Genomic DNA, 20,270 nt, shown 5'->3' with positions numbered 1-20,270 from the left:
CATGGACGACCAAGGACTCAACGACGCCGCCATCATGCTGATGTCCCTCGGCGAGGAAGAGGCGGCCGAAGTGTTCAAGCATTTCTCGCCCAAGGAAGTGCAAAAGCTTGGCGAGACCATTGCCCGCATGCGCTCGGTGTCGCGCGACAAGGTCGATCAGGTCATCAACAAGTTCTCCAACGCGGCGGCGGCGCAGAGCTTGCTGGTGTCGGACACCGGCAACTATGTCCGCGCGGTGCTCAAGCGAGCGCTGGGGGACGACAAGGCGGGCCTGCTCATCGACCGCATCTTGCAGGGTGGAGATGTCTCGGGCATTGAAAGCCTCAAGTGGATGGACCCGCTGTCCGTGGCGGAACTGCTGCGCAACGAGCATCCCCAGATCGTCGCGGCCATCCTGGTGCATCTGGACAGCGACCAGGCGTCGGGCATCCTGATGCACCTCACCGACCGCCAGCGCAGTGAAATTCTGCTGCGCGTGGCCACGCTGGAAGGCATCCAGCCGACCGCACTCAAGGACCTCAACGAGGTGCTTTTCAAGGTACTGGCGGGCGGCGACAAGATCCGCAAGAGTTCGCTCGGCGGTGTCAAGGCTGCGGCCGAAATCATCAACCTGCTGGGCGGCAACATGGACGCCGTGGTGCTGGAGTCCATCCGGGGCTACGACCCCGATCTGGCCCAGAAGATCATGGACAAGATGTTCGTGTTCGAAGACGTGCTCAAGCTCGACGACAAGGCGATCCAGACCGTGCTCAAGGAAGTGGCGTCCGAAACGCTCATCGTCGCGCTCAAGGGGGCGGTGCCGGAGTTGCGCGAGAAGTTCCTGTCGAACATGTCTTCGCGTGCCTCCGAGGCATTGCGCGAGGACCTCGAGTCGCGTGGCCCGATGCGGCTGTCCGAGGTCGAGGCCCAGCAAAAGGAAATCCTCAAGACCGTGCGTCGCCTGTCCGACGAGGGTCAAATCGTGATCGGATCTGGCGGTGATGATGCCTTCGTCTAGCCAGCGCTCTTATTCGCGCTTCATTCCCAGCGAGGAAGTGGGCGATTTCACGCAGTGGAAGTTTGGTGCGGTGGATGGCTCTGACCTGGTTGAGCCGGCGGAGCCGGAGCCTGTGGTGGAGATCCCGGTCGAAATTGATGAGGCTGCGCAGCAGGCACTGATTCAGCAGGCGTGTGACGATGCCTATGCCGAGGGCTTTGCCCAGGGGCAAGCCCAGACGGCGCTGGAATGGCAGCGGCGCATGGACGAATACATTGCCCAGCAAGGGCACGAAACGGCGCAGCGGTTGCAAGGCGTGGTGCAGACCCTCGATGCAAGCCTGATTGACATGCAGCAGCAGATGGCACAGCAACTGCTGGAGCTGGCCTGTGACATTGCGCGCCAGGTGGTGCGCCAGGAACTGTCCGTCAATCCCAATGCGTTGCAGCCCGTGGTGAAAGAGGCTGTGGGCATGCTCGTGACCGAAGGGCGACCTGCCATGGTTCGTCTCCACCCGGCCGACATGGAGGTCATGGCACAGCCCCTGCGCGAAGCAATCGACGCCCCGGGTGTGCAATGGATGGCCGATGCGGCGGTGCCGCCGGGCGGCTGTCTGGTCGAATCAGCCGGGACGGTGGTGGATGGCAGCCTCGACAAACGCTGGCAGCGTGCCATTGCCGCACTGGGACTCCAGTCGCCATGGGAAGAGGAGGGCGGCGATGACCGTTGAATCTCCTTCCGCCTGGACGTGCCTCATGGACGATGCGCGTGCGCGTGTTGCCGAAGGCGCGCCGCTGGAGACGCGCGGCACGCTGACCCGGCTGACGGGCCTGGTGCTGGAAGCCGTGGGCATTCGCGTGCCGGTGGGCTCGCAGTGCATGGTCCAGATGCCGGGGCACGCCCCCGTGCTGGCAGAAGTGGTGGGGTTTTCTGCCGACCGTGCATTTTTGATGCCTGCGGGAGATATCCACGGGCTCTCCAGTGGTGCCAGCGTGGTGCCCGCTGCGCCCTACATTCCCGTGCCGCGCCTGGGTGAGCCTGCGCGGGCCATCCAGCGTGCGGGTGTGCTGCGTTTGCCAATGGGTGAAGGCCTGCTGGGTCGGGTGGTGGATGCGCAGGGTTTGCCGTTGGACCACGGTGGGCCTGTGCAGGATGTGGTGTCCGAACCCATGGGACGGCGCCAGATCAATGCCATGGACCGCGATCCCGTGCGCGAATCTTTGGACACGGGCGTGCGCGCCATCAATGCCCTGCTCACCGTGGGGCGCGGGCAGCGCCTGGGTCTGTTCGCTGGATCTGGTGTGGGCAAGAGCGTCTTGCTGGGCATGATGGCCCGCTACACGCGGGCGGATGTGATTGTGGTGGGACTCATTGGCGAGCGGGGGCGTGAGGTCAAGGAGTTTGTGGAAGACATTCTGGGCGACGACGGCCGCGCCCGCTCGGTGGTGGTGGCCGCGCCTGCCGATGCCCCGCCCCTTTTGCGCATGCAGGGTGCGGCGTATGCCACCGCCGTGGCCGAGCATTTTCGGGACAAGGGCAAGCACGTGTTGTTGCTCATGGATTCACTCACCCGCTATGCGATGGCCCAGCGCGAAATTGCGCTGGCCATCGGTGAGCCGCCCGCCACCAAGGGGTATCCGCCCTCCTGTTTTGCCAAGCTGCCTCAGCTGGTGGAGCGCAGTGGAAACGGGCTGCATGGCGTCGGTTCGATCACGGCGTTCTACACCGTGTTGTCGGAAGGGGATGACCAGCAGGACCCCATCGCGGATGCGGCGCGGGCCATTCTGGATGGGCACATCGTGCTGTCGCGGGCCCTGGCCGAGACGGGGCACTTCCCGGCCATCGACATCGAGCAGTCTGCATCCCGGGTGATGCACAACGTGGTGTCGCGGGGGCATTTTGATCTGGCGCGACGCTTTCGGGCCGTGTACTCGCGTTACCAGAAAAGCCGTGATCTGGTGCAGGTGGGTGCGTACATGAGCGGGTCAGACCCCGCCCTGGACGAGGCCATTCGCCTGCAGCCGCAGATGGCAAATTTCCTGCAGCAGGACATGTTCGAGGCAGCCTCCATGGACCAGAGCGTGGCGGGCATGGCTGCGGTGCTGGACCATTGAACGCCGTGGGTAGCGAGCCATGTCCAGCCTCAACTCCCTCGCCGTCGCTGTGGAAGTGGCTTCCCGCAAGCGGGACGACGCGCGCAAAGTGCTGCAGGACATGCTGGCTGCGCAGCAGGCGGCGTGTGCCCAGCTCGACCAGCTCGAAGACTATGCCCGTGAGACGCAGGCGCGTTGGGGCATGAAGGCCGACACGACGATGAAGCCCGAGGTGATGTACCACCACTACCAATTCATGGACCGCCTGGGCCATGCTGCGAGTGTCCAGAGCACTGTGGTGGGGGAGCATGCGAACCGGGTGGAGGCAGCCAGGCGCGCCTTGTTGGAGGCAGAGCTGCGGCTGGCAAGCCTGCGCAAGGTCGTGGAAAAGCGGCGCCATGACCTGGAGTTGGCCGAAATGCGAAGAGATCAGAAACAAACCGATGAGCGGGCTGCATTGCAGTACCGCAGTGAGATTCAGGGCTCTGCGGGCCGGGAGTATTGACAATGGAACCCACAAAAATTTCTTCTTCCCAGGGCACCCAACCCGCCCACGCCGCACGTCCCCGGTCCACTGCCCAGGCCTCGGATGCGAATGCACCGGGGGCTGGAGGCTTTCTCGCACTGATGGCTGCGCTGGGCGATGTGTCCCAGGGGGATGGCGCTCCGCTGGATCTTGCGGCCTCCGTGGTGCCTTCCGACGTTGTCTCTACCGACGCTGCGAAGGGCGCGATGGACGTATCGGCCATGGCGGCATGGCAAGGTCTGCTGGTACCCGGCGCAAGCGCGCGGGTGGATGCTGCCGCGCCTGAGGGGTTTCAGGAAGGCGGCATTCTTCGTACCGGAGTGCAAAACGGATCGACAGTGGGGGCGGGTGCGCAAGGGGGGGGCGTCCAGGGTGGTTTGACTTCTATGGCGAGTTCCCTGGTCGCCACGGACGGCCTTCCACAAGGGATGGTGGCGGAAACGGCCATGCTCGACACCTCGGTGGACCTGAAGGAGGGGCTCCCTCAAGCCGGCGGGACGGCGCACGGCCGGGTTTTTTCTCGCATGCAGAGTGCGTTGTCCCAAAAGGCAGATGCCTTGGAGATGTCTACAGGGCGCTCACCGGTGGGCGGCGCCATGCTGCAGTCGCCGGGCCACCAGGGGTCGGCCTTGGCTGCGGTGCAGGCCGCCAGCGAGCGGATGGTGGTGGGTGCGCCCGCCGCTGGCGCAGCGGATCGCAGTATCGGTGGTGGGGGGGATCCTGCAGGCGGCGGCGTGGTGGCTTCCATCATGGACGGTTTGTTGTCTCCGGTGGCATCTGCACAGGGTGGTGGCGGTGCAGACGGAGGGGCGCGCTCTGGCGAAGGGCGTTCCGGGGCCGGGGCGTGGTTCGATAGTGGGGGCGGCTCCGGGCCGGTGGAGGCTGGTTCCCTGGATGGGGTCGGCGTGTTCACCGATCCCGCCCAGGCGGGCGCTGAAGAGCAGGTGACTGAGCAGGTGGCTTATTGGGTCAATCAGAAGACACAGAATGCAGAGCTCACGCTCAACCGTGACGGTCAGCCGGTGGAGGTTTCGGTATCGTTGTCTGGCAACGAAGCCCATGTCACGTTCCGCAGCGACCAGCCGCAGACCCGTGAACTGCTGGACCGCAGCATGGCACAACTGAGTGAACTGTTGCGCAGTGAGGGCCTCGTGCTTTCGGGTATGTCGGTCGGCACCTCGGCAGGACAGCGTGGAGATGCCGGGGGCTCCGAGCGTCAGAGCCAACGCGATGGAGCCCGCCAGGCGCAGGTGGTCGCCACCGCGCCCGCGGGCACAGCCTCGTTGCTGCGCGGCGGGGCTGCGGACCGCGCCGTCGATGTTTTTGTGTAAATCCAGGCGGGTAACGGGGCCGTCGGTCTGTCGCCATGCTGCATTCCTGGGCGAGGTCCCGCCATGGGGACGCTACGCTGGCGGCCGCGTGCTGACAACGTGTTGTGCCTCACGTGGCATTTCTTCTTGCGGCGTTGTGACGAAATCCTTGCCTGGATGCCATGAAGGGCATGCGGCCACCGCGAGACCGTGAATGGTTCCTGCGGTTGCGCGCAGAGGGCCTAGCGCAGCGAATGCCATGGTTTTGGGCTTTTATTCTGGCTATTATTGGTTGCAGCCTCGCCCAATAATGGGCCATCCGGTTTTGCCCGCCCAGGGACTGCGCGGGTACCACCCGTCCCCATAGCAAGGAATCCGCACTGTGTCAGCCAATACTCCCGCAACTCCCGCAGCGGCCCCGGCCAAAAGCAAGAAGATGCTCATCATCATCATTGGCGTTGTGGTGGCGGTGCTGGTGATTGGCGGTGGCGCGGCGGCCTGGTTCATTGCCAGCCGTTCTCATGCCGACGAGGAGGAAGGTGCTGCGCCCGCCCGCAAGGAGGCCCCCAAGGTAGCCCCTACTTTTCTGCCCATGGAAAACATGGTGGTGAACCTGGCGGACCCTGGCGGAGACCGGTTTGCCCAGATCGGCATTACCCTGGAACTGGAAGATGCCAAAACGGCGGAGCAAGTAAAGCTTTATCTGCCTTCTATACGCAGTGGCATCCTGATGTTGATTTCTCAGCGGACCTCCAGCGAATTGCTGCAGCGGGAAGGCAAGGAAAAACTGGCTGCCGACATCTTGCGTGAAGTCTCGCGCCCGCTGGGTTACACGGTTTCGACAGAGCGCCCACGGGCTGCGGCGGCCGACAAGGAGGACGACGCGCAGGAGCGGCCTTCGCGTCGGCGCACGGAGCGTAACCCGGTGCACCGTGTGCTCTTTTCCAGCTTCATCATCCAGTGACCCGGGCGAGGACCAGTCATGAGTGATTCATTTCTTTCCCAGGAAGAGGTCGATGCCCTTCTCGAAGGGGTTACTGGCGAGAGCCAGAAATCGGTCGAGGAAGTGGCGGAGGCGGGCTCTGTCCGCAATTACGACATTTCCAGCCAGGAGCGCATCGTCCGTGGACGCATGCCGACGATGGAAATCGTCAATGAACGGTTTGCGCGCAACTTCCGGATCGGGCTTTTCAACTTCATCCGCCGCAGCCCTGAAATTTCAGTGGGCACCGTGTCCGTGCAGCGTTACAGCGCTTTTCTGCGCGAGCTGGCGGTGCCCACCAATTTCAACATTGTGGCCATTCGTCCGCTGCGCGGCAGCGGACTGATCGTGTGTGAACCGTCGCTGGTGTTCGGCATCATCGACACGCTGTACGGCGGTGTGGGCAAGTTTCAGACTCGGATCGAGGGGCGGGATTTTTCACCCACAGAGCAACGGGTCATCAACCGTCTGGTGGACGTGATTTGCGCCGAATACAAAAAGGCATGGCAGGGCATCTATCCGCTGGAGCTGGAGTACCAGCGGTCTGAGATGCAGCCCCAGTTTGCCAACATTGCCACCCCCAGCGAGATTGTCGTGTCCACGGCATTTCAGTTGGAAATCGGGGATCTTTCAGGCGCAATTCATATTTGCATGCCCTATGCGACGCTGGAGCCGATCCGCGACGTGCTGTACTCGTCCACACAGGGCGACTCCATTGAGGTGGATCGCCGCTGGGTCCGTGTGCTGACACGTGAAATCCAGGCGGCCGAAGTGACCCTGGTGGCAGAACTGGCCCGTGCGGATGCCACCGTGGAGCAGTTGTTGGCCATGAAACCTGGTGATTTCATCGAGCTGGACCGTGAGCCCCGTATTCGCGCGTCGATCGGAGGGGTTCCCATTTTTGAATGCCAGTACGGAACGCACAATTCCAAGTACGCCATTCGTATCGAAGAATGCCTGCGCAATGCCGACATGAGCTGGCTGGGAGAAAAAGATGTCAACTGAAGAAGATAACAAGGATGCAGGCGCGGACGACCCATTTGCGGGTTGGGCGGAGGCACTTGAAGAGCAAAAACGCACCGACGACAAGCCCGGCGACGTGGAGCAGGGTGGTCCGTTGTCCGGTGAGCCGGTCCGTCCTTTTTCAGGCGGCGGCGATGGTACGGTCAACGATATCAACATGGTGCTGGACATACCCGTCCAGTTGTCGGTGGAGCTGGGACGCACCAAGGTGCCGATCAAGTACATCCTTCAGCTGGCCCAGGGCTCTGTCGTGGAACTCGATGCCCTCGCGGGTGAGCCAATGGACGTGCTGGTCAATGGCTATCTCATTGCACAGGGCGAGGTCGTTGTGGTGAACGACAAGTTCGGTATCCGTCTCACGGATGTGGTGACTCCTTCCGAGCGCTTGCGGCGGGTCAGTCGTGGATAGTGGCAGCATGACGCAGACGCTGGTTGTTGTTGTCCTTTTTGTCGGCGCCATGGCCTTGTTGCCGTGGCTAGTCCGTCGACTGCAGCAGCGCCACGCGGCGAGTGGTGCGGGTGTTGGTGCTGCGTCCCGGGTGTTGTCTGCGGTGGCAGTCGGACCCCATCAGCGCGTGGTCACGGTGGAGGTCGGACCGGAACATGCGAGGACCTGGCTGGTGCTGGGCGTGACGGCACAGCAGGTGAGCTGCTTGCATGTGCTTCCCGTCGGCCCTTCTGCTGTTCCCAACTCAGCTTCCAAGGCGGAACCTTCTTTTGCGCTGGAAATAGCTTCCGCAGTGAACACTCCCGGAAGTCCTGCCAATGTCTGACGTGTCACCTGTCCGTAGTGTGGTGTTGCTGGGGGCAGTGGTTGCCGTGAGTTTCTTGGTGCATGCCCCGGCCTTCGCGCAGGCGTCCGCTGGCTCCTTGCCGCTGGTGGTGGGTAGCGGGCCGTCTGGCAACAGCTACTCTGTGCCCATCCAGACACTGCTGTTCTTTACCGCACTCTCTTTCTTGCCGGCAGTGCTGCTCATGATGACGGGCTTCACTCGGATCGTGATCGTTTTGTCGCTGCTGCGCCAGGCGCTGGGCACCCAATCGGCGCCTCCTAACCAGGTCATCATTGGGTTGTCGCTGTTTCTCACTTTTTTCGTGATGGGGCCTACGCTGGACCGTGTGTACCAGGATGCCTACGTCCCTTACACCAACAACACCATCAGTTTTGAACAGGCCCTGGAGAAGGCCGAAGCGCCTATGCGCAGCTTCATGCTCAAGCAGACTCGGCAATCCGACTTTGCCCTCTTTTCCCGCCTGGCGCGCCTCGATTCCAGTGTGACTGCGGAGACCGCGCCCTTGAGGGTGCTGGTACCGGCGTTTGTCACTAGTGAGCTGAAGTCGGCGTTTCAGATCGGGTTCATGATCTTCATTCCGTTTCTGGTCATCGACATGGTGGTGTCGAGCATTCTCATGTCTCTGGGCATGATGATGTTGTCTCCGGTGCTGGTGGCGCTGCCGTTCAAGCTCATGCTGTTTGTGTTGGCGGATGGCTGGAACTTGCTGATCGGTTCGCTGGCTGCCAGCTTTGTGCCCTGAAGGAGTTGCCAATGACTTCGCAAATGGTGCTGACGATAGGGCGCGATGCCCTGACACTGCTCCTAATGATCTCCATGCCCGTGCTCGGGGTGGTCATGGCGGTGGGGTTGATCGTGAGCATTTTTCAGGCCGTTACCCAGATCCATGAAGCGACGCTTGCTTTTGTGCCCAAGCTGATTGCCGCCATGGTCGTTTTTGCCATTGCGGGTCCTTGGATGCTCAGCACCCTGGTGGACTTTATCCGGAGGACCATCGAATCCATTCCTTCGATGATCGGCTAGTTCCATGAAAGGGGCGAGCTATGGGCGTGTTTCCCGTCGCCGGATGTTCGCAGTCTCCGTTTACGGCTGACCCCTGAGGATCGCGTGATCACCTTCACCGAAGCCCAGCTGATGGCTTGGCTGTCTCCCATCCTGTGGCCCTTTTTGCGTGTGTTGGCCGTATTTTCAGTCGCGCCGGTGTTCTCCATGCGAACAGTCCCGATGCGCGTCAAGATCGGACTGGCGTTTCTGGTGGCCCTTTGCGCGCAGGGCGTGCTGGGCGATCAACCTGTCATCAGTGTCAATGGCCGAGAGGCGTTTGGTGCCGTCGCGCAGCAGGTGGCAGTGGGGCTTGCGATCGGATTTTCAGTCCGACTGGTGTTTGCCGCTGTAGAACTGGCAGGTGAAATCATTGGCTTGCAGATGGGGTTGAATTTCGCGTCGTTCTTTGACCCGTCTTCCAATGCGCAGATCAGCGCCGTTGCGCGCTTTTTTGGGCATATGGCGACGCTGCTTTTTGTGGTCATCAACGGCCATCTGTTGATTCTGATGGCGGTGGTGAAAAGTTTCGACCGCTTTCCGGTCAATGGCAACTTTCTGCAGGCGCTGGGGCAAATGCGCCTTTATGAGCTGGGCTCTTCGCTATTTTCCAGCGCGCTGTGGATCGCGCTGCCCATGATTGCGCTTCTGCTGTTTGTCAATTTGACGCTCGGCATCATTTCGCGTGTCGCGCCACAAATGAATATTTACGCGGTGGGTTTCCCCGTGACACTGACCGTGGGGATGCTGGGTATTGTGGCCACGCTGCCCCTTTTGGAGCAACCCGTACTGGCACTCATGCAGCAGGCAGTCGATCTGTTTGCCGCTCAGAGATAGAGCGTTAGAGAGCCTGGGGGCGGGGTCAGACCAGCTGGTTCCGGATGGCGTAGACGGTGAGTTCTGCGTTGTTGGACAGTTTGAGTTTTTCCAGGACCCGGGAACGGTACACGCTCACCGTCTTCGGGCTCAGCATCAATTCCTCTGCGATGTCCGACAGCCTGCGGCCGGATGCTATCTTGACCAGTGTCTGCAGTTCCCGCTCGGACAGCGCCGTGTGCGGCGCCTCCGGCGTAGGCTGGGCCAGGCTGTCCGCCAGCATCTGCGCAACTTCTGCCGTGAGGTACTTGCGCCCCTGCATGACGGTCCGCACGGCGGCAATCAACTCGACGGGGTCTCCGGCCTTGTTGGCATAGCCCTGAGCGCCAGCCTTCAGGCAGCGCAGGGCGTACTGGTCTTCTGGATACATGGAGACCACCAGCACCTTGATGGTGGAGTGGGTTTCACGCAAGCTGGTGAGCACTTCCAGGCCGCTGCGACCCGGCATGTTCAAGTCCAGCAGCAGGACATCGCAGGGGGCGGAGCGCAGCACCTCGCGCAGCTCGGAATATCCTCCAGCCTCGCCCGTCACCTGGATGTCGGGCGCGTCGGCCAGCGTGTCGCGTATTCCCCGCCGCAAGACGGCATGGTCGTCGCACAGGACCACATGAATCACTGCGCATCTCCTGAGGCTGGTGGTGTAGGGTGCGATGTTAGCGGTATGGACAGGATCACGGAGGTGCCATGACCGGGACGGCTGCTGATATCCAGCCACCCTCCCACGGTCTTGGCGCGTTCATGCAGGCCTTTAAGCCCGAAGGCTTTGGGTTTTTCCAGCATGGCTGGGTCGATGCCCTGGCCGTCGTCGGTCACTTCCAGAGTCAGCACGTCCTCCTTGTCGGAGAGATCAATGTGTACCGTTTTGGGGTGCGCGTGTTTGGCGATGTTAGTCAACGCTTCCTGCGCCGTGCGATAGGCAACCAGCTGGATATCTGCGGCTGCCTGGATGGTTTCGCTGCTGCTTACAACACGGGCTGGAATGCCGGAGCGGCGTTCAAATCCGGCGGCAAGCCACTGCACCGCTGCGACCAGCCCTTGTTCAAGAATGGGGGGGCGCAGATTCATCATGATGCGCTGGCTGGCCCCGATGGCGTGCTGCAGCATTTCCGTCGCAGACGCCGCGTGTTCCTGCATCTCAGGGTTGGCACTGTGGCGCCCAATCCACGCCACATCGAACCTCACGGCGGTCAACGCGCCGCCAATGTCGTCGTGTATTTCGCGAGCAATGGACGCGCGCTCCTGTTCGATCGATGTTTGCAGATGCTCCGTCAGATCCGCCAGTCTGCGCTCGGAGGCTTCGAGTTGCGCAACAGCCCGTTCGCGCGCCTGCCGGGCTTCGTGAACCTCCAGAGCGCGTGCGATGACGTGGGGCAGGCGTTGAAGGTCGTCCTTGAGCAGATAGTCGGCAATACCCAGGCGGATCGCGTCCACAGCCGCCGCCTCGCCGATGGCGCCCGAAAGAAGCACAAAGGGTGGGTGGTGCGGCTTTTGCACCACATGCGCCCATGCGTCCAGCGCAGTGAAGCCGGGCAGCCGGTAATCTGCCAAGATGATGTCGAACGGCTGGGTGTCAGTCAGTCGCTGGAAATCAGGAAGTGAGTCCACCTGACGGAGGTGGCAGTGGAGCCCAGACCGTCGCAGGGTCAATGCGGTCAACTCATGATCCGCCAGTGAATCTTCAAGATGCAGGATGCTGAGGGTCTGGTCTGGTGCTATGGTGACCATAGGAGCGCTATCATAGGATACAAATTGGAACAAACAAGGGTGTTTGTCCGATTGGGATGGTTTCCGCGTCAGCGTCCAATGGGTGCTGACACGAGGGTGCACAAGGGCTTTGGGCCATTGTGCTGGTGTCGTAGTCCTGTGTTTTTGCGTGCTTTGCTGCTGCGTGCCGCGATGGAGAAACGATGCAATCTACGCTAACAACGTCTGGAGGACCTGCTGTCCAGGTTCCCGTCATGGTGGCGGCAGAACTGCAGGATTCGTTGCTGGTCGTTATGCATGACCTGCATCGCCTGGAAGGACTGCTTAACCATGCAACCGACAATCTGCTGGAACGCTTCGGAGAGGCGAATGCCGTGCTAACGGATGCCGCTGTTGCAGATTCCCCTGAGCTGGTGGCAGCCCGTGCAGCACTGCGGAGTGCTGTAACCGAGTTGCAGTTTCAGGACATGGCATCCCAGTTGATCTGGCACACGACCAAAGTGCTGCAAGGATGCGCTTTCCGCCTTGCCTCCGAGGCCATGGGCAACGAAGATGGTGAAGAAGCCGCCCCCTTTGCGGAGATGGCGCCCGACCGGCCCAATCCCGTCACGCAGAGCGAGATGGATGCGGGTTCTGTGGACCTGTTCTGACCCTCACATCACTGGTTCACCTATATATTCAAGTCAGTTGGAGCCTTACATGCAATCGATCCTTGCCGTAGATGATTCACCGTCCATGCGAAAAATGGTGTCGTTCACTCTCACGGGTGCCGGCTATCACGTCGTGGAGGCAGTGGATGGGCAGGATGCCCTGGAAAAGGCCGAGAGCCACAACATTGATCTCGTGCTGGCAGACCAGAACATGCCTCGGCTGGACGGGATTGGACTCACGCGAAAACTGCGTGAAAACCCAAAATTCAAGACCATTCCGATTCTGATTCTCACTACCGAGTCCAGCGATCAGATGAAGCAGGCGGGGCGGACCGCAGGGGCCACGGGCTGGCTCGTCAAACCCTTTGATCCTAATCGCCTGATCGAAGTTATCCAGAAAGTGATCCGCTGAGCCGGTTGTCCAGGATCACCAAGTACACAGGAGCCCACGATGGCGGAAACCTACCAAGAAGGATCGGGTGCAGGCGCTGACTTCGACCTGAGCCAGTTCTATCAGATCTTTTTCGAGGAAGCGGGCGAAAACCTGGACCAGATGGAGCAGATGCTTCTGGACCTGGATTTGAGTAGCGCCAACGACGAAGAACTCAATGGCATCTTCCGGTGTGCCCATTCGATCAAGGGTGGTTCGGCCACTTTTGGGTTCTCGGATGTTGCCGAACTGACCCACCAGATGGAGTCTCTTTTGGATCGGTTGCGCCGCCATGAACTGCAGCCCATCCCCCAGATGGTGGACGTGCTGCTGGAATCTGCCGATGCTTCCCGCAGCCTGTTGGCCCGCCATCAGGCGGGGGGACAGGGCGATGCTGTGTCCACCACTTCACTGGTCCGTCGCATCAGTGAGCTTGCTGCGGGGCTGGTACCCGGTGATGCCCCCGCTGTGGCTCCACCGCCGTCGCCTGCGGCACCTTCACCAGCACCCCAGGTTGCTGCGCCCGCACCGAAGGTGATTACGCCGGCGGTGGCAGGCCAAGCGCGCATGCTGGAGATTCAGATTGGCCCGTTGGGCCGATTGGAGCAGGCGGACGCCATCAAGGAGCTGTTCCGGGATATCCCTGGCCTTGGGGCTATTCGTGACATAGAAAGTCAACAGGCAAATACGCGGCTCTTCGCGGTGGAAACCACCTCCACCAATGACGACCTTCTCGACCTGTTTGCCTTTCATGTGGCCAAGGAGCAAGTGCTGATTCGCGATGCTGGGGGTGCAGCGCCAGCCCAATCACCTGATGAGGATGAAGAAGCTGCACTCGCAGCCGGTGCTGCAGGGGGTGAAGCCTACGGATTCTTCAGTGACGCGCCTGGTGCGCCACATGCTGAGGCACCTCAGGCGGCTGCACATGCCCCCGCGCAAGCCTCCAAGGCGGTGGTGGCGCCAAAGGCCAGTGAGCCTAAGGTTGCCATGCAGGCACAAATGGAGTCCACAACGATTCGCGTCGATGTGAAAAAGGTCGATCAGCTGATCAATCTGGTGGGTGAACTGGTGATCACCCAGGCGATGCTGGCCCAAAACAGCCGTGGGTTGGATGCGGGCGCTTATCAACAGCTGCTGGCGGGACTGGCCGACCTGGATCGCAACACTCGCGATCTTCAGGAGTCGGTCATGTCGATCCGCATGATTCCGATGTCGATTGTTTTCAGCCGTTTCCCCCGCATGCTGCGGGACTTGGCCAACAAGCTGGGCAAGAAGGTTGAACTGGTGACGCTGGGCGAAGCCACCGAACTGGACAAAGGTTTGGTCGAGAAGATCACGGACCCGCTGACCCACCTGGTGCGCAACAGTTGCGACCACGGGATCGAGATGCCGGCAGACCGATTGGCCAAAGGCAAATCCGAGCATGGAACCATCACGTTGTCGGCCTCTCACCAGGGCGGCTCGATCGTGATTGAGGTGCGCGACGATGGCCGTGGACTCTCGCGCGAAAAAATCCTCAGCAAAGCACAAGAACGTGGCATTGAAGTGTCCGAGCAGATGAGCGACGCCGAAGTCTGGCAGTTGATCTTTGCCCCCGGTTTCTCTACCGCGGATGAGGTGACCGACGTGTCGGGGCGTGGTGTGGGTATGGATGTGGTCAAGCGCAACATTGCTGCGCTCAACGGCTCGGTTGAAATCGATTCCGCTGAAGGTTACGGGATGAAGGTCTCTGTGCGCTTGCCGCTGACGCTGGCCATCATGGATGGCATGTCCGTGGGAGTGAGCGATGAGGTTTACATTCTTCCGCTGTCTTCGGTGGTGGAGTCTTTCCAGGTCAACGCAGACGATGTGAGCACCGTGGCCCAGGGCTCGCAACTGGTGAAAGTGCGCGACGAGTACATGCCTGTGATCGCACTGGAGAAAATTTTCCAGGTGCCGCGTTTCGACCCAAACAAATCCAGCAACATCATGGTGGTTGTGGAGGCGGATGGCAGCCGTGTGGCGCTGTTGGTCGATGAGTTGCTGGGCCAGCACCAGGTAGTCGTCAAGAACCTTGAGTCGAACTACCGCAAGGTCCCCAACGTATCCGGGGCCACCATCTTGGGCGACGGCACGGTTGCGCTCATTCTGGACACCGGTGGCTTGGTGCGACGGGCGCGCCACTAGATTTAAGCGGCTGTGTCCGAGAGGGGCATGGCGCTGTCACGAAAGGAGAATGCACCATGAGTGTGATGGGTAAAACTGCAGAAGCGGTGCCAACGGGCACCCGTGAATATCTGACGTTCCGCCTCGACCAGGAAGAGTACGGCATCGACATCCTGAAAGTGCAGGAAATCCGTGGCTATGAGCCGCCTACACGGATTGCGAACGCTCCCAATTTCATCAAGGGGGTCGTCAATCTGCGTGGGACCATCGTGCCCATTGTCGATATGCGCCTCAAGTTCAACTGCGCGCAGGCCGACTACAACAGCTTCACGGTGGTCATCATCTTAAACCTCCGTAACCGGGTGGTTGGAATCGTGGTGGACTCCGTCAGCGACGTCATGGAATTGACGCCGGAGAGTATCCGCTCGGCACCAGATATTGAAAGCGCCATCGACAACAGTTGCATTCTCGGACTTGGATCGGTGGGGGAGCGAATGCTGATTCTGCTGGACATCGAAAAGCTCATGTCCGGTGTAGACATGGGGCTAGTGACTGCCAACGAGTAGGACGCCTCCGTCGCTAACGTGGTGGAACCGTCACCTGCCAGTTTGCGGGTGTGGCTTGCAGATCTCTAGGAGCGAACAGGATTTCCCGTCGGACGATCAATATGGCCCCAACCACCAGTGCCTCTTCTGCAACCCGGCCCACTATCGGCAGGGTGGACCCCGCGTATGCCGCTGCGGCGGCCCCGTCGGGGCCGCTGGCTCAGGGGCGTGAATTTGTCTGGACCAACGCAGATTTTGCGCGGGTCCAGGCATTGATCTATCAGCGGGCGGGGATCAGCTTGCACGACGGAAAGCATGCCATGGTGTACAGCCGGCTTTCACGCCGCTTGCGGGATACGGGGCACAGCAGTTTTCATGACTATCTGGGATGGTTGGAGACGCACGACGGCCCGGAGTGGCAGGAGTTCATCAATGCGCTCACTACCAACCTCACGGCATTTTTCCGCGAGCAGCATCACTTCGAAATTTTTGCTTCACACCTGCGGGGCAAGCCGTCTGCCGGCTGGAAGGTTTGGTGCAACGCGGCGTCCACCGGAGAAGAGCCTTATTCGATTGTCATGACGGCATTCGAGGCGCTGGGGGCCAACGCTTCGTTCAAGCTCACTGCCAGTGATATTGATTCCCGTGTCTTGGCGACTGCGGCGCAAGGTGTCTATCGTCTTGACAGCCTCAAGGGCTTGAGCCCGGAGCGGTTGCAGAAGTTTTTCCTGCGTGGGAAGGGTGGCAATCTCGGCATGGTGCGGGCCAAGCCGGAGCTGCGGCGCGCGATTGATTTCATGAGCGTGAATCTCATCCGGGACGATTGGCCGTTCAAAGAACCCTTTGATGTGGTTTTTTGCCGCAACGTGATGATCTACTTTGATGCTCCTACGCAGAGGCGTGTGCTAGAGCGGATTCACCGGGTCTTGAAACCTGGGGGCATGCTGTTTGTGGGACATGCCGAAAACTTTAGCGAGTCCAGAGACCTGTTTACGCTGCGTGGCAAAACCGTGTACGAGCGCCGCTGACCTGCCATGTTGCCTCGCACCTAGCCCCATGACCAATATTCCTTCAGGATCATCTTTTCCCCCGGCCGCAGCTTCTCCAGGCTCGTCCGAACGGCGACGTGCCCCGCGCATTGCGCCATTGAGTGCGGACATCTATTCCGCAGGGACTGGACCTGCACGGGAGTCTTCGCTGCAGGAGCTCAAAACACGCAGCCGCAAGCCTGGGGAGGCATCTTTTTTCTATCTGGACCATCATTTCCAGCACAACGCTGTGAAAGTCCTCCCTGGTGAGTATTTTGTCGGCGACGAGAACATGATCATCATGACCGTGTTGGGGTCGTGTATTGCCGCCTGTCTTTGGGACAGCCGCGCGCACGTGGGTGGGATGAACCACTTCATGCTGCCCGACGGTGATGTTGCGGATGCGTCAGGGCGTTATGGCTCGTATGCCATGGAATTGCTGATCAACGAGATGCTCAAGCTGGGGGCCCGTCGCGAAACCATGCAGGCCAAGATTTTTGGGGGCGCGCAGGTGATGCACAACTTCACGACCATGAATGTCGGAGAGCGCAACACCAATTTTGTTTTGAACTACCTGCATACGGAGCGTATTCCCATCGTCTCCGAGGATGTCCTGGATATTTATCCGCGCAAGGTGGTTTTTTTCCCTATCACAGGGAAAGCCATGGTGAAGCGATTGGCGCATGCACACCCCGAAGCCTTGGTGGCCCAGGAAGTGCGCGGCAATGCAGCCACTGTGGCAAAGACTACCTCGGGCGGTTCTGTTGATCTGTTTTGAGGAAGGCGTGAGTTAATGAGCAGGAAAATCCGGGTGATCGTGGTGGACGATTCGGCGTTGGTCCGCAGTCTGCTGTCCGAGATCATCAACCGGCAGCGGGACATGGAGTGCATCGGCACCGCCAATGATCCCTTGGTGGCGCGCGAGATGATCCGCGAGCTCAATCCCGATGTCATCACATTGGATGTTGAGATGCCTCGCATGGATGGCATCGACTTTCTGGGGCGTTTGATGCGCTTGCGCCCGATGCCTGTGGTGATGATTTCCACGCTGACGGAGCGGGGCGCTGAGGTGACGATGAAGGCCCTGGAGCTGGGTGCCGTCGATTTTGTAGCCAAGCCCCGTGTTGGCTTGGCCAGCGGCCTCAATGATCTTGCGGCTCAGATCGTGGATAAGATCCGCGTGGCTGCGGTGGCCCAGGTTCGCCGCGCGCCTGCGCGTGAAAACACGCCTTCCGGCGGTGCGGGAGGATCGGCTGGAGTGGCAGCAGCGCCCACCGCGTCAGCGCTTCTGGGCCGCTTGTCCACCGAAAAGCTGATCTGCATCGGTGCGTCCACGGGTGGCACGGAGGCTATCAAGGAGGTGTTGGTGCAGATGCCTGCGGATTCGCCAGCGATCGTCATCACTCAGCACATGCCCCCAGGGTTCACCACCAGCTTCGCGGCTCGGCTGAATGGTCTTTGCCAGATCACGGTCAAGGAGGCGGTGAATGGCGAGCGCATCTTGCCTGGCCATGCCTATATTGCCCCAGGTGGTACTCAGTTTCATGTGGCCCGCAGTGGCGCCAATTATGTAGCGGTGGTGGATGACGGCCCACCCGTGAACCGCCACAAGCCTTCGGTAGAAGTGTTGTTCAAATCGGCCGCAGCTGTAGTCGGACGCAACGCGTTCGGCATCATGCTCACCGGTATGGGAAACGATGGGGCCGCTGCGATGCGGGAAATGAAGGACGCTGGCAGCTACAACTATGTGCAGGATGAGGCGACCTGCATCGTTTTTGGTATGCCGCGTGAAGCGATTGCCCATGGCGCTGCCGACGAAGTTCTGCCGCTGGGGCAAATTGCGTCGGCATTGATCGCACGCCTGCGCGGTGCTACAGACCGGCTGCACCATCGAATCTGATGGGGTAACTGGCATAGCTGGCATGCGCAGACCGGATGCTTCCGGCGATTGCGCAGCCTTGGTGTTGCCCCGGTGTCGGCTGGTTTATGCGGCCAGGGCTGTCCAGCGCTCCAGAGCCGTCATCAACGCTTCCTCTATCTCGCCAGCCCGTGCGGTCATGGCTGTGGCCTTTGCAGGATCGGTGCTGTACAGCCTTCCATCGGCCAAGGCCGCTTGCAGTTCTTGCTGTTCTGATTCCAATGCCGCTATTTGCGCGGGAAGTTGATCAAGCTCGCGCTGCTCTTTGTAACTTAGCTTCTTTTTTGATAGCTGCTCAGGCTTATTGAATAAGCCCTGGGCCGTATTTTCATTCAAATTTTCTCTCTCAGCTTTCTTGGTGGTGGGCGCGGACGCATTGAGGGCCCTGCTGCGCTTGGATTGCACCAGCCAGTCCTGCACGCCCCCTTCGTACTCGCGCCACAAGCCGTCGCCTTCAAATGCGATCGTGCTGGTGACCACGTTGTCGAGAAATGTCCGGTCGTGGCTGACGAGGAACACGGTACCTTCGTAGTTTTCCAGTAGCTCTTCCAGGAGATCCAGCGTGTCGATGTCGAGATCGTTGGTGGGTTCGTCCAGCACCAGGACATTCGCGGGGCGGGCGAACAGCCGTGCCAGCAACAGACGATTGCGTTCGCCACCTGATAGGGAGCGGACCGGGGAATGCGCCCGGGCAGGAGAGAACAGAAAATCACTCAGATAGCTTTTGACGTGCTTGCGCTGGCTGCCTATTTCGATCCATTCGCTGCCCGGGCTGATGAAGTCTTCCAGGGTGGCATCCAGATTGACGGCGTGGCGCATCTGATCAAAATAGGCAACTTGCAGGTTCGCCCCTTGGCGGATGCTTCCCTCGTCAGGTGCCAACTCGCCCAGGATCATTTTGAGCAGCGTGGTCTTCCCTGCGCCATTGGGGCCAATCAGTCCTACTTTGTCCCCGCGCAAGATGGTTCCGGTGAAATTGCGAACGATGGTCTTGTCGCCGAACGACTTGCCGACTCCCGTCAGCTCCGCGACGATCTTTCCCTGATAACCGTTGGAGCCACCGGTCGCCACATCCATGCGAACGCTGCCGACCACTTCGCGGCGTGCTTCGCGGCGCGCACGCAAATGCTCCAGGCGGCTGATGCGGCTCTGGCTGCGAGTGCGGCGCGCTTCGACGCCGCGGCGTATCCAGACTTCTTCCTGTGCCAGAAGCTTGTCGGCTTTGGCGGAAATGACGGCCTCCTGCGCTAGCTGGTCTTCCTTTTGCAGCTGATACTGCGCGAAGTTACCGGGGTAGGATCGCAATTGACCCCGGTCCAGCTCAACGATGCGGGTGGCGACGCGATCGAGGAATGATCGATCATGGGTGATGGTGACAACGCTGCCCGGAAAATCGAGCAGAAGGTCCTCCAACCATTCGATTGAATCGAGATCCAGATGGTTGGTGGGTTCGTCGAGCAGCAGTACATCTGGGCGAGCCACCAGCGCCTGTGCCAGTGCGACACGTTTCTTGGTTCCACCCGACAGCGTCCCGATGACAGCGTCGGGATCAAGGTGCAGCCGCTGCAGGGTCTCCTCTACCCGCTGCTCCCAGTTCCAGGCATCGTACGCTTCGATTTCGGATTGCAGTGCATCCAGGTCAAGCCCTTCCGCGCCCGACAGATACTGATCGCGGATTGCGATAACCCGCTGCAGTCCTTCAGAAGCAGATTTGAAGATGGTGGCCGTAGCGTCCAGCGATGGCTCCTGGGCCACAAAGGCAATTCGCACGCCTTGTTGGACCTGTAGCGAGCCGTCGTCCGGCTTCGCAAGACCGCCGAGGATTTTGAGAAGCGAGGATTTGCCTGCACCGTTACGACCGATCAGTCCAACGCGTTCTGCAGTCTCCAAGGAAAAGCCGGCGTGGTCCAGCAATGCAACGTGCCCAAATGCGAGTTGGGCTTCCAGTAGGGTGATAAGTGCCATAAGGGCTGGATTATCGGGGCGAGAGGCTGCGCAGCTCTCCGTTGCCTCTGTTGGACTGGTTTTGGTCGCGCTCTGTTGGCGAGACTCGCTACTACTTCTGTCCTATATAGACAGCGGTGCAGCTGCGCGACAAGTGGTCGCAGCTTGCTGCGCGTAGTGGACTGACGTGCGGACCCGTGTTCGGGGCGAGTGAGGCTTCCTAAAATTTCCTCCCATCTTTCTTGCCGCCCCTAAAACTAGTGCTATAGTCGAGGGCTTCGCTAC

Annotated in this window: 22 protein-coding genes; 19 read left to right on the top strand and 3 right to left on the bottom strand. The window is 60.5% G+C overall.

What is annotated here, in order from left to right; all coding sequences use genetic code 11:
- Window position 1 precedes the first annotated feature (1 nt).
- The 12 genes from fliG (at window position 2) to fliR (ending at window position 9,582) form a co-directional block, all read left to right on the top strand.
- On the top strand, window positions 2–997 hold the full coding sequence (gene fliG / locus ASE52_RS23545) for a flagellar motor switch protein FliG (RefSeq protein WP_010466039.1): 996 nt from the start codon (window positions 2–4) through the stop codon (window positions 995–997).
- Entirely contained in the window at window positions 981–1,706 is a 726-nt protein-coding gene (locus ASE52_RS23540) for a flagellar assembly protein FliH (protein WP_029414290.1), read from the top strand. Before fliG ends, ASE52_RS23540 begins: the two co-directional genes overlap by 17 nt.
- Complete coding sequence (gene fliI, locus ASE52_RS23535; RefSeq protein WP_057229740.1) at window positions 1,696–3,090, top strand: flagellar protein export ATPase FliI; 1,395 nt, start codon at window positions 1,696–1,698, stop codon at window positions 3,088–3,090. Before ASE52_RS23540 ends, fliI begins: the two co-directional genes overlap by 11 nt.
- A gap of 19 nt (window positions 3,091–3,109) precedes the next feature.
- Window positions 3,110–3,574, top strand: a complete 465-nt coding sequence (gene fliJ, locus ASE52_RS23530; protein WP_057229739.1) for a flagellar export protein FliJ — start codon at window positions 3,110–3,112, stop codon at window positions 3,572–3,574.
- Window positions 3,575–3,576: 2 nt separating this feature from the next.
- Window positions 3,577–4,926, top strand: coding sequence for a flagellar hook-length control protein FliK (locus tag ASE52_RS26380; protein ID WP_241777092.1), 1,350 nt, complete (start codon window positions 3,577–3,579; stop codon window positions 4,924–4,926).
- A gap of 361 nt (window positions 4,927–5,287) precedes the next feature.
- Window positions 5,288–5,869, top strand: coding sequence for a flagellar basal body-associated FliL family protein (locus ASE52_RS23520; protein WP_029414288.1), 582 nt, complete (start codon window positions 5,288–5,290; stop codon window positions 5,867–5,869).
- A gap of 18 nt (window positions 5,870–5,887) precedes the next feature.
- Complete coding sequence (gene fliM, locus ASE52_RS23515; protein WP_010466026.1) at window positions 5,888–6,892, top strand: flagellar motor switch protein FliM; 1,005 nt, start codon at window positions 5,888–5,890, stop codon at window positions 6,890–6,892.
- Entirely contained in the window at window positions 6,882–7,319 is a 438-nt protein-coding gene (gene fliN, locus ASE52_RS23510) for a flagellar motor switch protein FliN (RefSeq protein ID WP_010466023.1), read from the top strand. Before fliM ends, fliN begins: the two co-directional genes overlap by 11 nt.
- 7 nt (window positions 7,320–7,326) lie before the next feature.
- The gene (locus ASE52_RS25390) at window positions 7,327–7,683 is read left to right on the top strand and encodes a flagellar biosynthetic protein FliO (RefSeq protein ID WP_081474695.1); all 357 of its coding nucleotides are present in this window, start codon (window positions 7,327–7,329) and stop codon (window positions 7,681–7,683) included.
- Window positions 7,676–8,446 (top strand): flagellar type III secretion system pore protein FliP, encoded by a 771-nt coding sequence (gene fliP, locus ASE52_RS23505; protein WP_010466020.1) that lies wholly within the window; start codon window positions 7,676–7,678, stop codon window positions 8,444–8,446. Before ASE52_RS25390 ends, fliP begins: the two co-directional genes overlap by 8 nt.
- An 11-nt stretch (window positions 8,447–8,457) precedes the next feature.
- Window positions 8,458–8,727: a flagellar biosynthesis protein FliQ gene (fliQ, locus tag ASE52_RS23500; protein ID WP_010466018.1), complete on the top strand. Its 270-nt coding sequence runs from the start codon at window positions 8,458–8,460 to the stop codon at window positions 8,725–8,727.
- A gap of 84 nt (window positions 8,728–8,811) precedes the next feature.
- The gene (gene fliR, locus ASE52_RS23495) at window positions 8,812–9,582 is read left to right on the top strand and encodes a flagellar biosynthetic protein FliR (protein WP_010466016.1); all 771 of its coding nucleotides are present in this window, start codon (window positions 8,812–8,814) and stop codon (window positions 9,580–9,582) included.
- A 25-nt stretch (window positions 9,583–9,607) separates the two neighbouring features.
- Here fliR and ASE52_RS23490 read toward each other — a convergent pair whose 3' ends face one another.
- Window positions 9,608–10,237, bottom strand: coding sequence for a response regulator transcription factor (locus ASE52_RS23490; RefSeq protein WP_010466014.1), 630 nt, complete (start codon window positions 10,235–10,237; stop codon window positions 9,608–9,610).
- Window positions 10,234–11,346 (bottom strand): ATP-binding protein, encoded by a 1,113-nt coding sequence (locus ASE52_RS23485; RefSeq protein WP_057229736.1) that lies wholly within the window; start codon window positions 11,344–11,346, stop codon window positions 10,234–10,236. Before ASE52_RS23485 ends, ASE52_RS23490 begins: the two co-directional genes overlap by 4 nt.
- A gap of 182 nt (window positions 11,347–11,528) precedes the next feature.
- Here ASE52_RS23485 and ASE52_RS23480 point away from each other — a divergent pair, with 182 nt between their 5' ends.
- The 7 genes from ASE52_RS23480 to ASE52_RS23450 all read left to right on the top strand — a co-directional run bounded on the left by ASE52_RS23480 (window position 11,529) and on the right by ASE52_RS23450 (window position 18,023).
- Window positions 11,529–11,975, top strand: coding sequence for a hypothetical protein (locus ASE52_RS23480; protein WP_010466010.1), 447 nt, complete (start codon window positions 11,529–11,531; stop codon window positions 11,973–11,975).
- A 49-nt stretch (window positions 11,976–12,024) separates the two neighbouring features.
- Window positions 12,025–12,387 (top strand): response regulator, encoded by a 363-nt coding sequence (locus ASE52_RS23475; protein WP_010466008.1) that lies wholly within the window; start codon window positions 12,025–12,027, stop codon window positions 12,385–12,387.
- 39 nt (window positions 12,388–12,426) lie between these two features.
- Entirely contained in the window at window positions 12,427–14,571 is a 2,145-nt protein-coding gene (locus ASE52_RS23470) for a chemotaxis protein CheW (RefSeq protein ID WP_057229734.1), read from the top strand.
- A 56-nt stretch (window positions 14,572–14,627) separates the two neighbouring features.
- Window positions 14,628–15,116 carry a chemotaxis protein CheW gene (locus ASE52_RS23465; RefSeq protein WP_010466005.1) on the top strand — a complete coding sequence of 163 codons (489 nt, stop codon included), beginning with the start codon at window positions 14,628–14,630 and terminating at the stop codon, window positions 15,114–15,116.
- 101 nt (window positions 15,117–15,217) lie between these two features.
- Window positions 15,218–16,123, top strand: coding sequence for a CheR family methyltransferase (locus ASE52_RS23460; protein WP_082606997.1), 906 nt, complete (start codon window positions 15,218–15,220; stop codon window positions 16,121–16,123).
- A 28-nt stretch (window positions 16,124–16,151) separates the two neighbouring features.
- Complete coding sequence (cheD, locus tag ASE52_RS23455) at window positions 16,152–16,901, top strand: chemoreceptor glutamine deamidase CheD (RefSeq protein WP_198928161.1); 750 nt, start codon at window positions 16,152–16,154, stop codon at window positions 16,899–16,901.
- 15 nt (window positions 16,902–16,916) lie between these two features.
- Complete coding sequence (locus ASE52_RS23450) at window positions 16,917–18,023, top strand: chemotaxis response regulator protein-glutamate methylesterase (RefSeq protein ID WP_010465997.1); 1,107 nt, start codon at window positions 16,917–16,919, stop codon at window positions 18,021–18,023.
- An 84-nt stretch (window positions 18,024–18,107) separates the two neighbouring features.
- On the opposite strand, the gene ASE52_RS23445 is transcribed toward ASE52_RS23450, so the two are convergent.
- Complete coding sequence (locus ASE52_RS23445; protein ID WP_057229732.1) at window positions 18,108–20,006, bottom strand: ATP-binding cassette domain-containing protein; 1,899 nt, start codon at window positions 20,004–20,006, stop codon at window positions 18,108–18,110.
- Between the last annotated feature and the right edge of the window lie 264 nt (window positions 20,007–20,270).

The sequence above is a fragment of the Acidovorax sp. Root275 genome (assembly GCF_001428965.1).
GTDB lineage: Bacteria > Pseudomonadota > Gammaproteobacteria > Burkholderiales > Burkholderiaceae_C > Acidovorax > Acidovorax radicis.
This window is presented reverse-complemented; position numbering and strand designations above follow the sequence as displayed.

Coding starts and splice junctions, on each gene's coding strand:
- fliI (WP_057229740.1), top strand. CDS start 1,696: ATGACCGTTGAATCTCCTTCCGCCTGGACGTGCCTCATGGACGATGCG.
- ASE52_RS23450 (WP_010465997.1), top strand. CDS start 16,917: ATGAGCAGGAAAATCCGGGTGATCGTGGTGGACGATTCGGCGTTGGTC.
- ASE52_RS26380 (WP_241777092.1), top strand. CDS start 3,577: ATGGAACCCACAAAAATTTCTTCTTCCCAGGGCACCCAACCCGCCCAC.
- ASE52_RS23470 (WP_057229734.1), top strand. CDS start 12,427: ATGGCGGAAACCTACCAAGAAGGATCGGGTGCAGGCGCTGACTTCGAC.
- fliG (WP_010466039.1), top strand. CDS start 2: ATGGACGACCAAGGACTCAACGACGCCGCCATCATGCTGATGTCCCTC.
- fliJ (WP_057229739.1), top strand. CDS start 3,110: ATGTCCAGCCTCAACTCCCTCGCCGTCGCTGTGGAAGTGGCTTCCCGC.
- ASE52_RS23485 (WP_057229736.1), bottom strand. CDS start 11,346: ATGGTCACCATAGCACCAGACCAGACCCTCAGCATCCTGCATCTTGAA.
- ASE52_RS23460 (WP_082606997.1), top strand. CDS start 15,218: ATGGCCCCAACCACCAGTGCCTCTTCTGCAACCCGGCCCACTATCGGC.
- ASE52_RS23465 (WP_010466005.1), top strand. CDS start 14,628: ATGAGTGTGATGGGTAAAACTGCAGAAGCGGTGCCAACGGGCACCCGT.
- ASE52_RS23540 (WP_029414290.1), top strand. CDS start 981: ATGATGCCTTCGTCTAGCCAGCGCTCTTATTCGCGCTTCATTCCCAGC.
- ASE52_RS23475 (WP_010466008.1), top strand. CDS start 12,025: ATGCAATCGATCCTTGCCGTAGATGATTCACCGTCCATGCGAAAAATG.
- fliQ (WP_010466018.1), top strand. CDS start 8,458: ATGACTTCGCAAATGGTGCTGACGATAGGGCGCGATGCCCTGACACTG.
- cheD (WP_198928161.1), top strand. CDS start 16,152: ATGACCAATATTCCTTCAGGATCATCTTTTCCCCCGGCCGCAGCTTCT.
- ASE52_RS23445 (WP_057229732.1), bottom strand. CDS start 20,006: ATGGCACTTATCACCCTACTGGAAGCCCAACTCGCATTTGGGCACGTT.
- ASE52_RS23480 (WP_010466010.1), top strand. CDS start 11,529: ATGCAATCTACGCTAACAACGTCTGGAGGACCTGCTGTCCAGGTTCCC.
- fliP (WP_010466020.1), top strand. CDS start 7,676: ATGTCTGACGTGTCACCTGTCCGTAGTGTGGTGTTGCTGGGGGCAGTG.
- fliM (WP_010466026.1), top strand. CDS start 5,888: ATGAGTGATTCATTTCTTTCCCAGGAAGAGGTCGATGCCCTTCTCGAA.
- ASE52_RS25390 (WP_081474695.1), top strand. CDS start 7,327: ATGACGCAGACGCTGGTTGTTGTTGTCCTTTTTGTCGGCGCCATGGCC.
- fliN (WP_010466023.1), top strand. CDS start 6,882: ATGTCAACTGAAGAAGATAACAAGGATGCAGGCGCGGACGACCCATTT.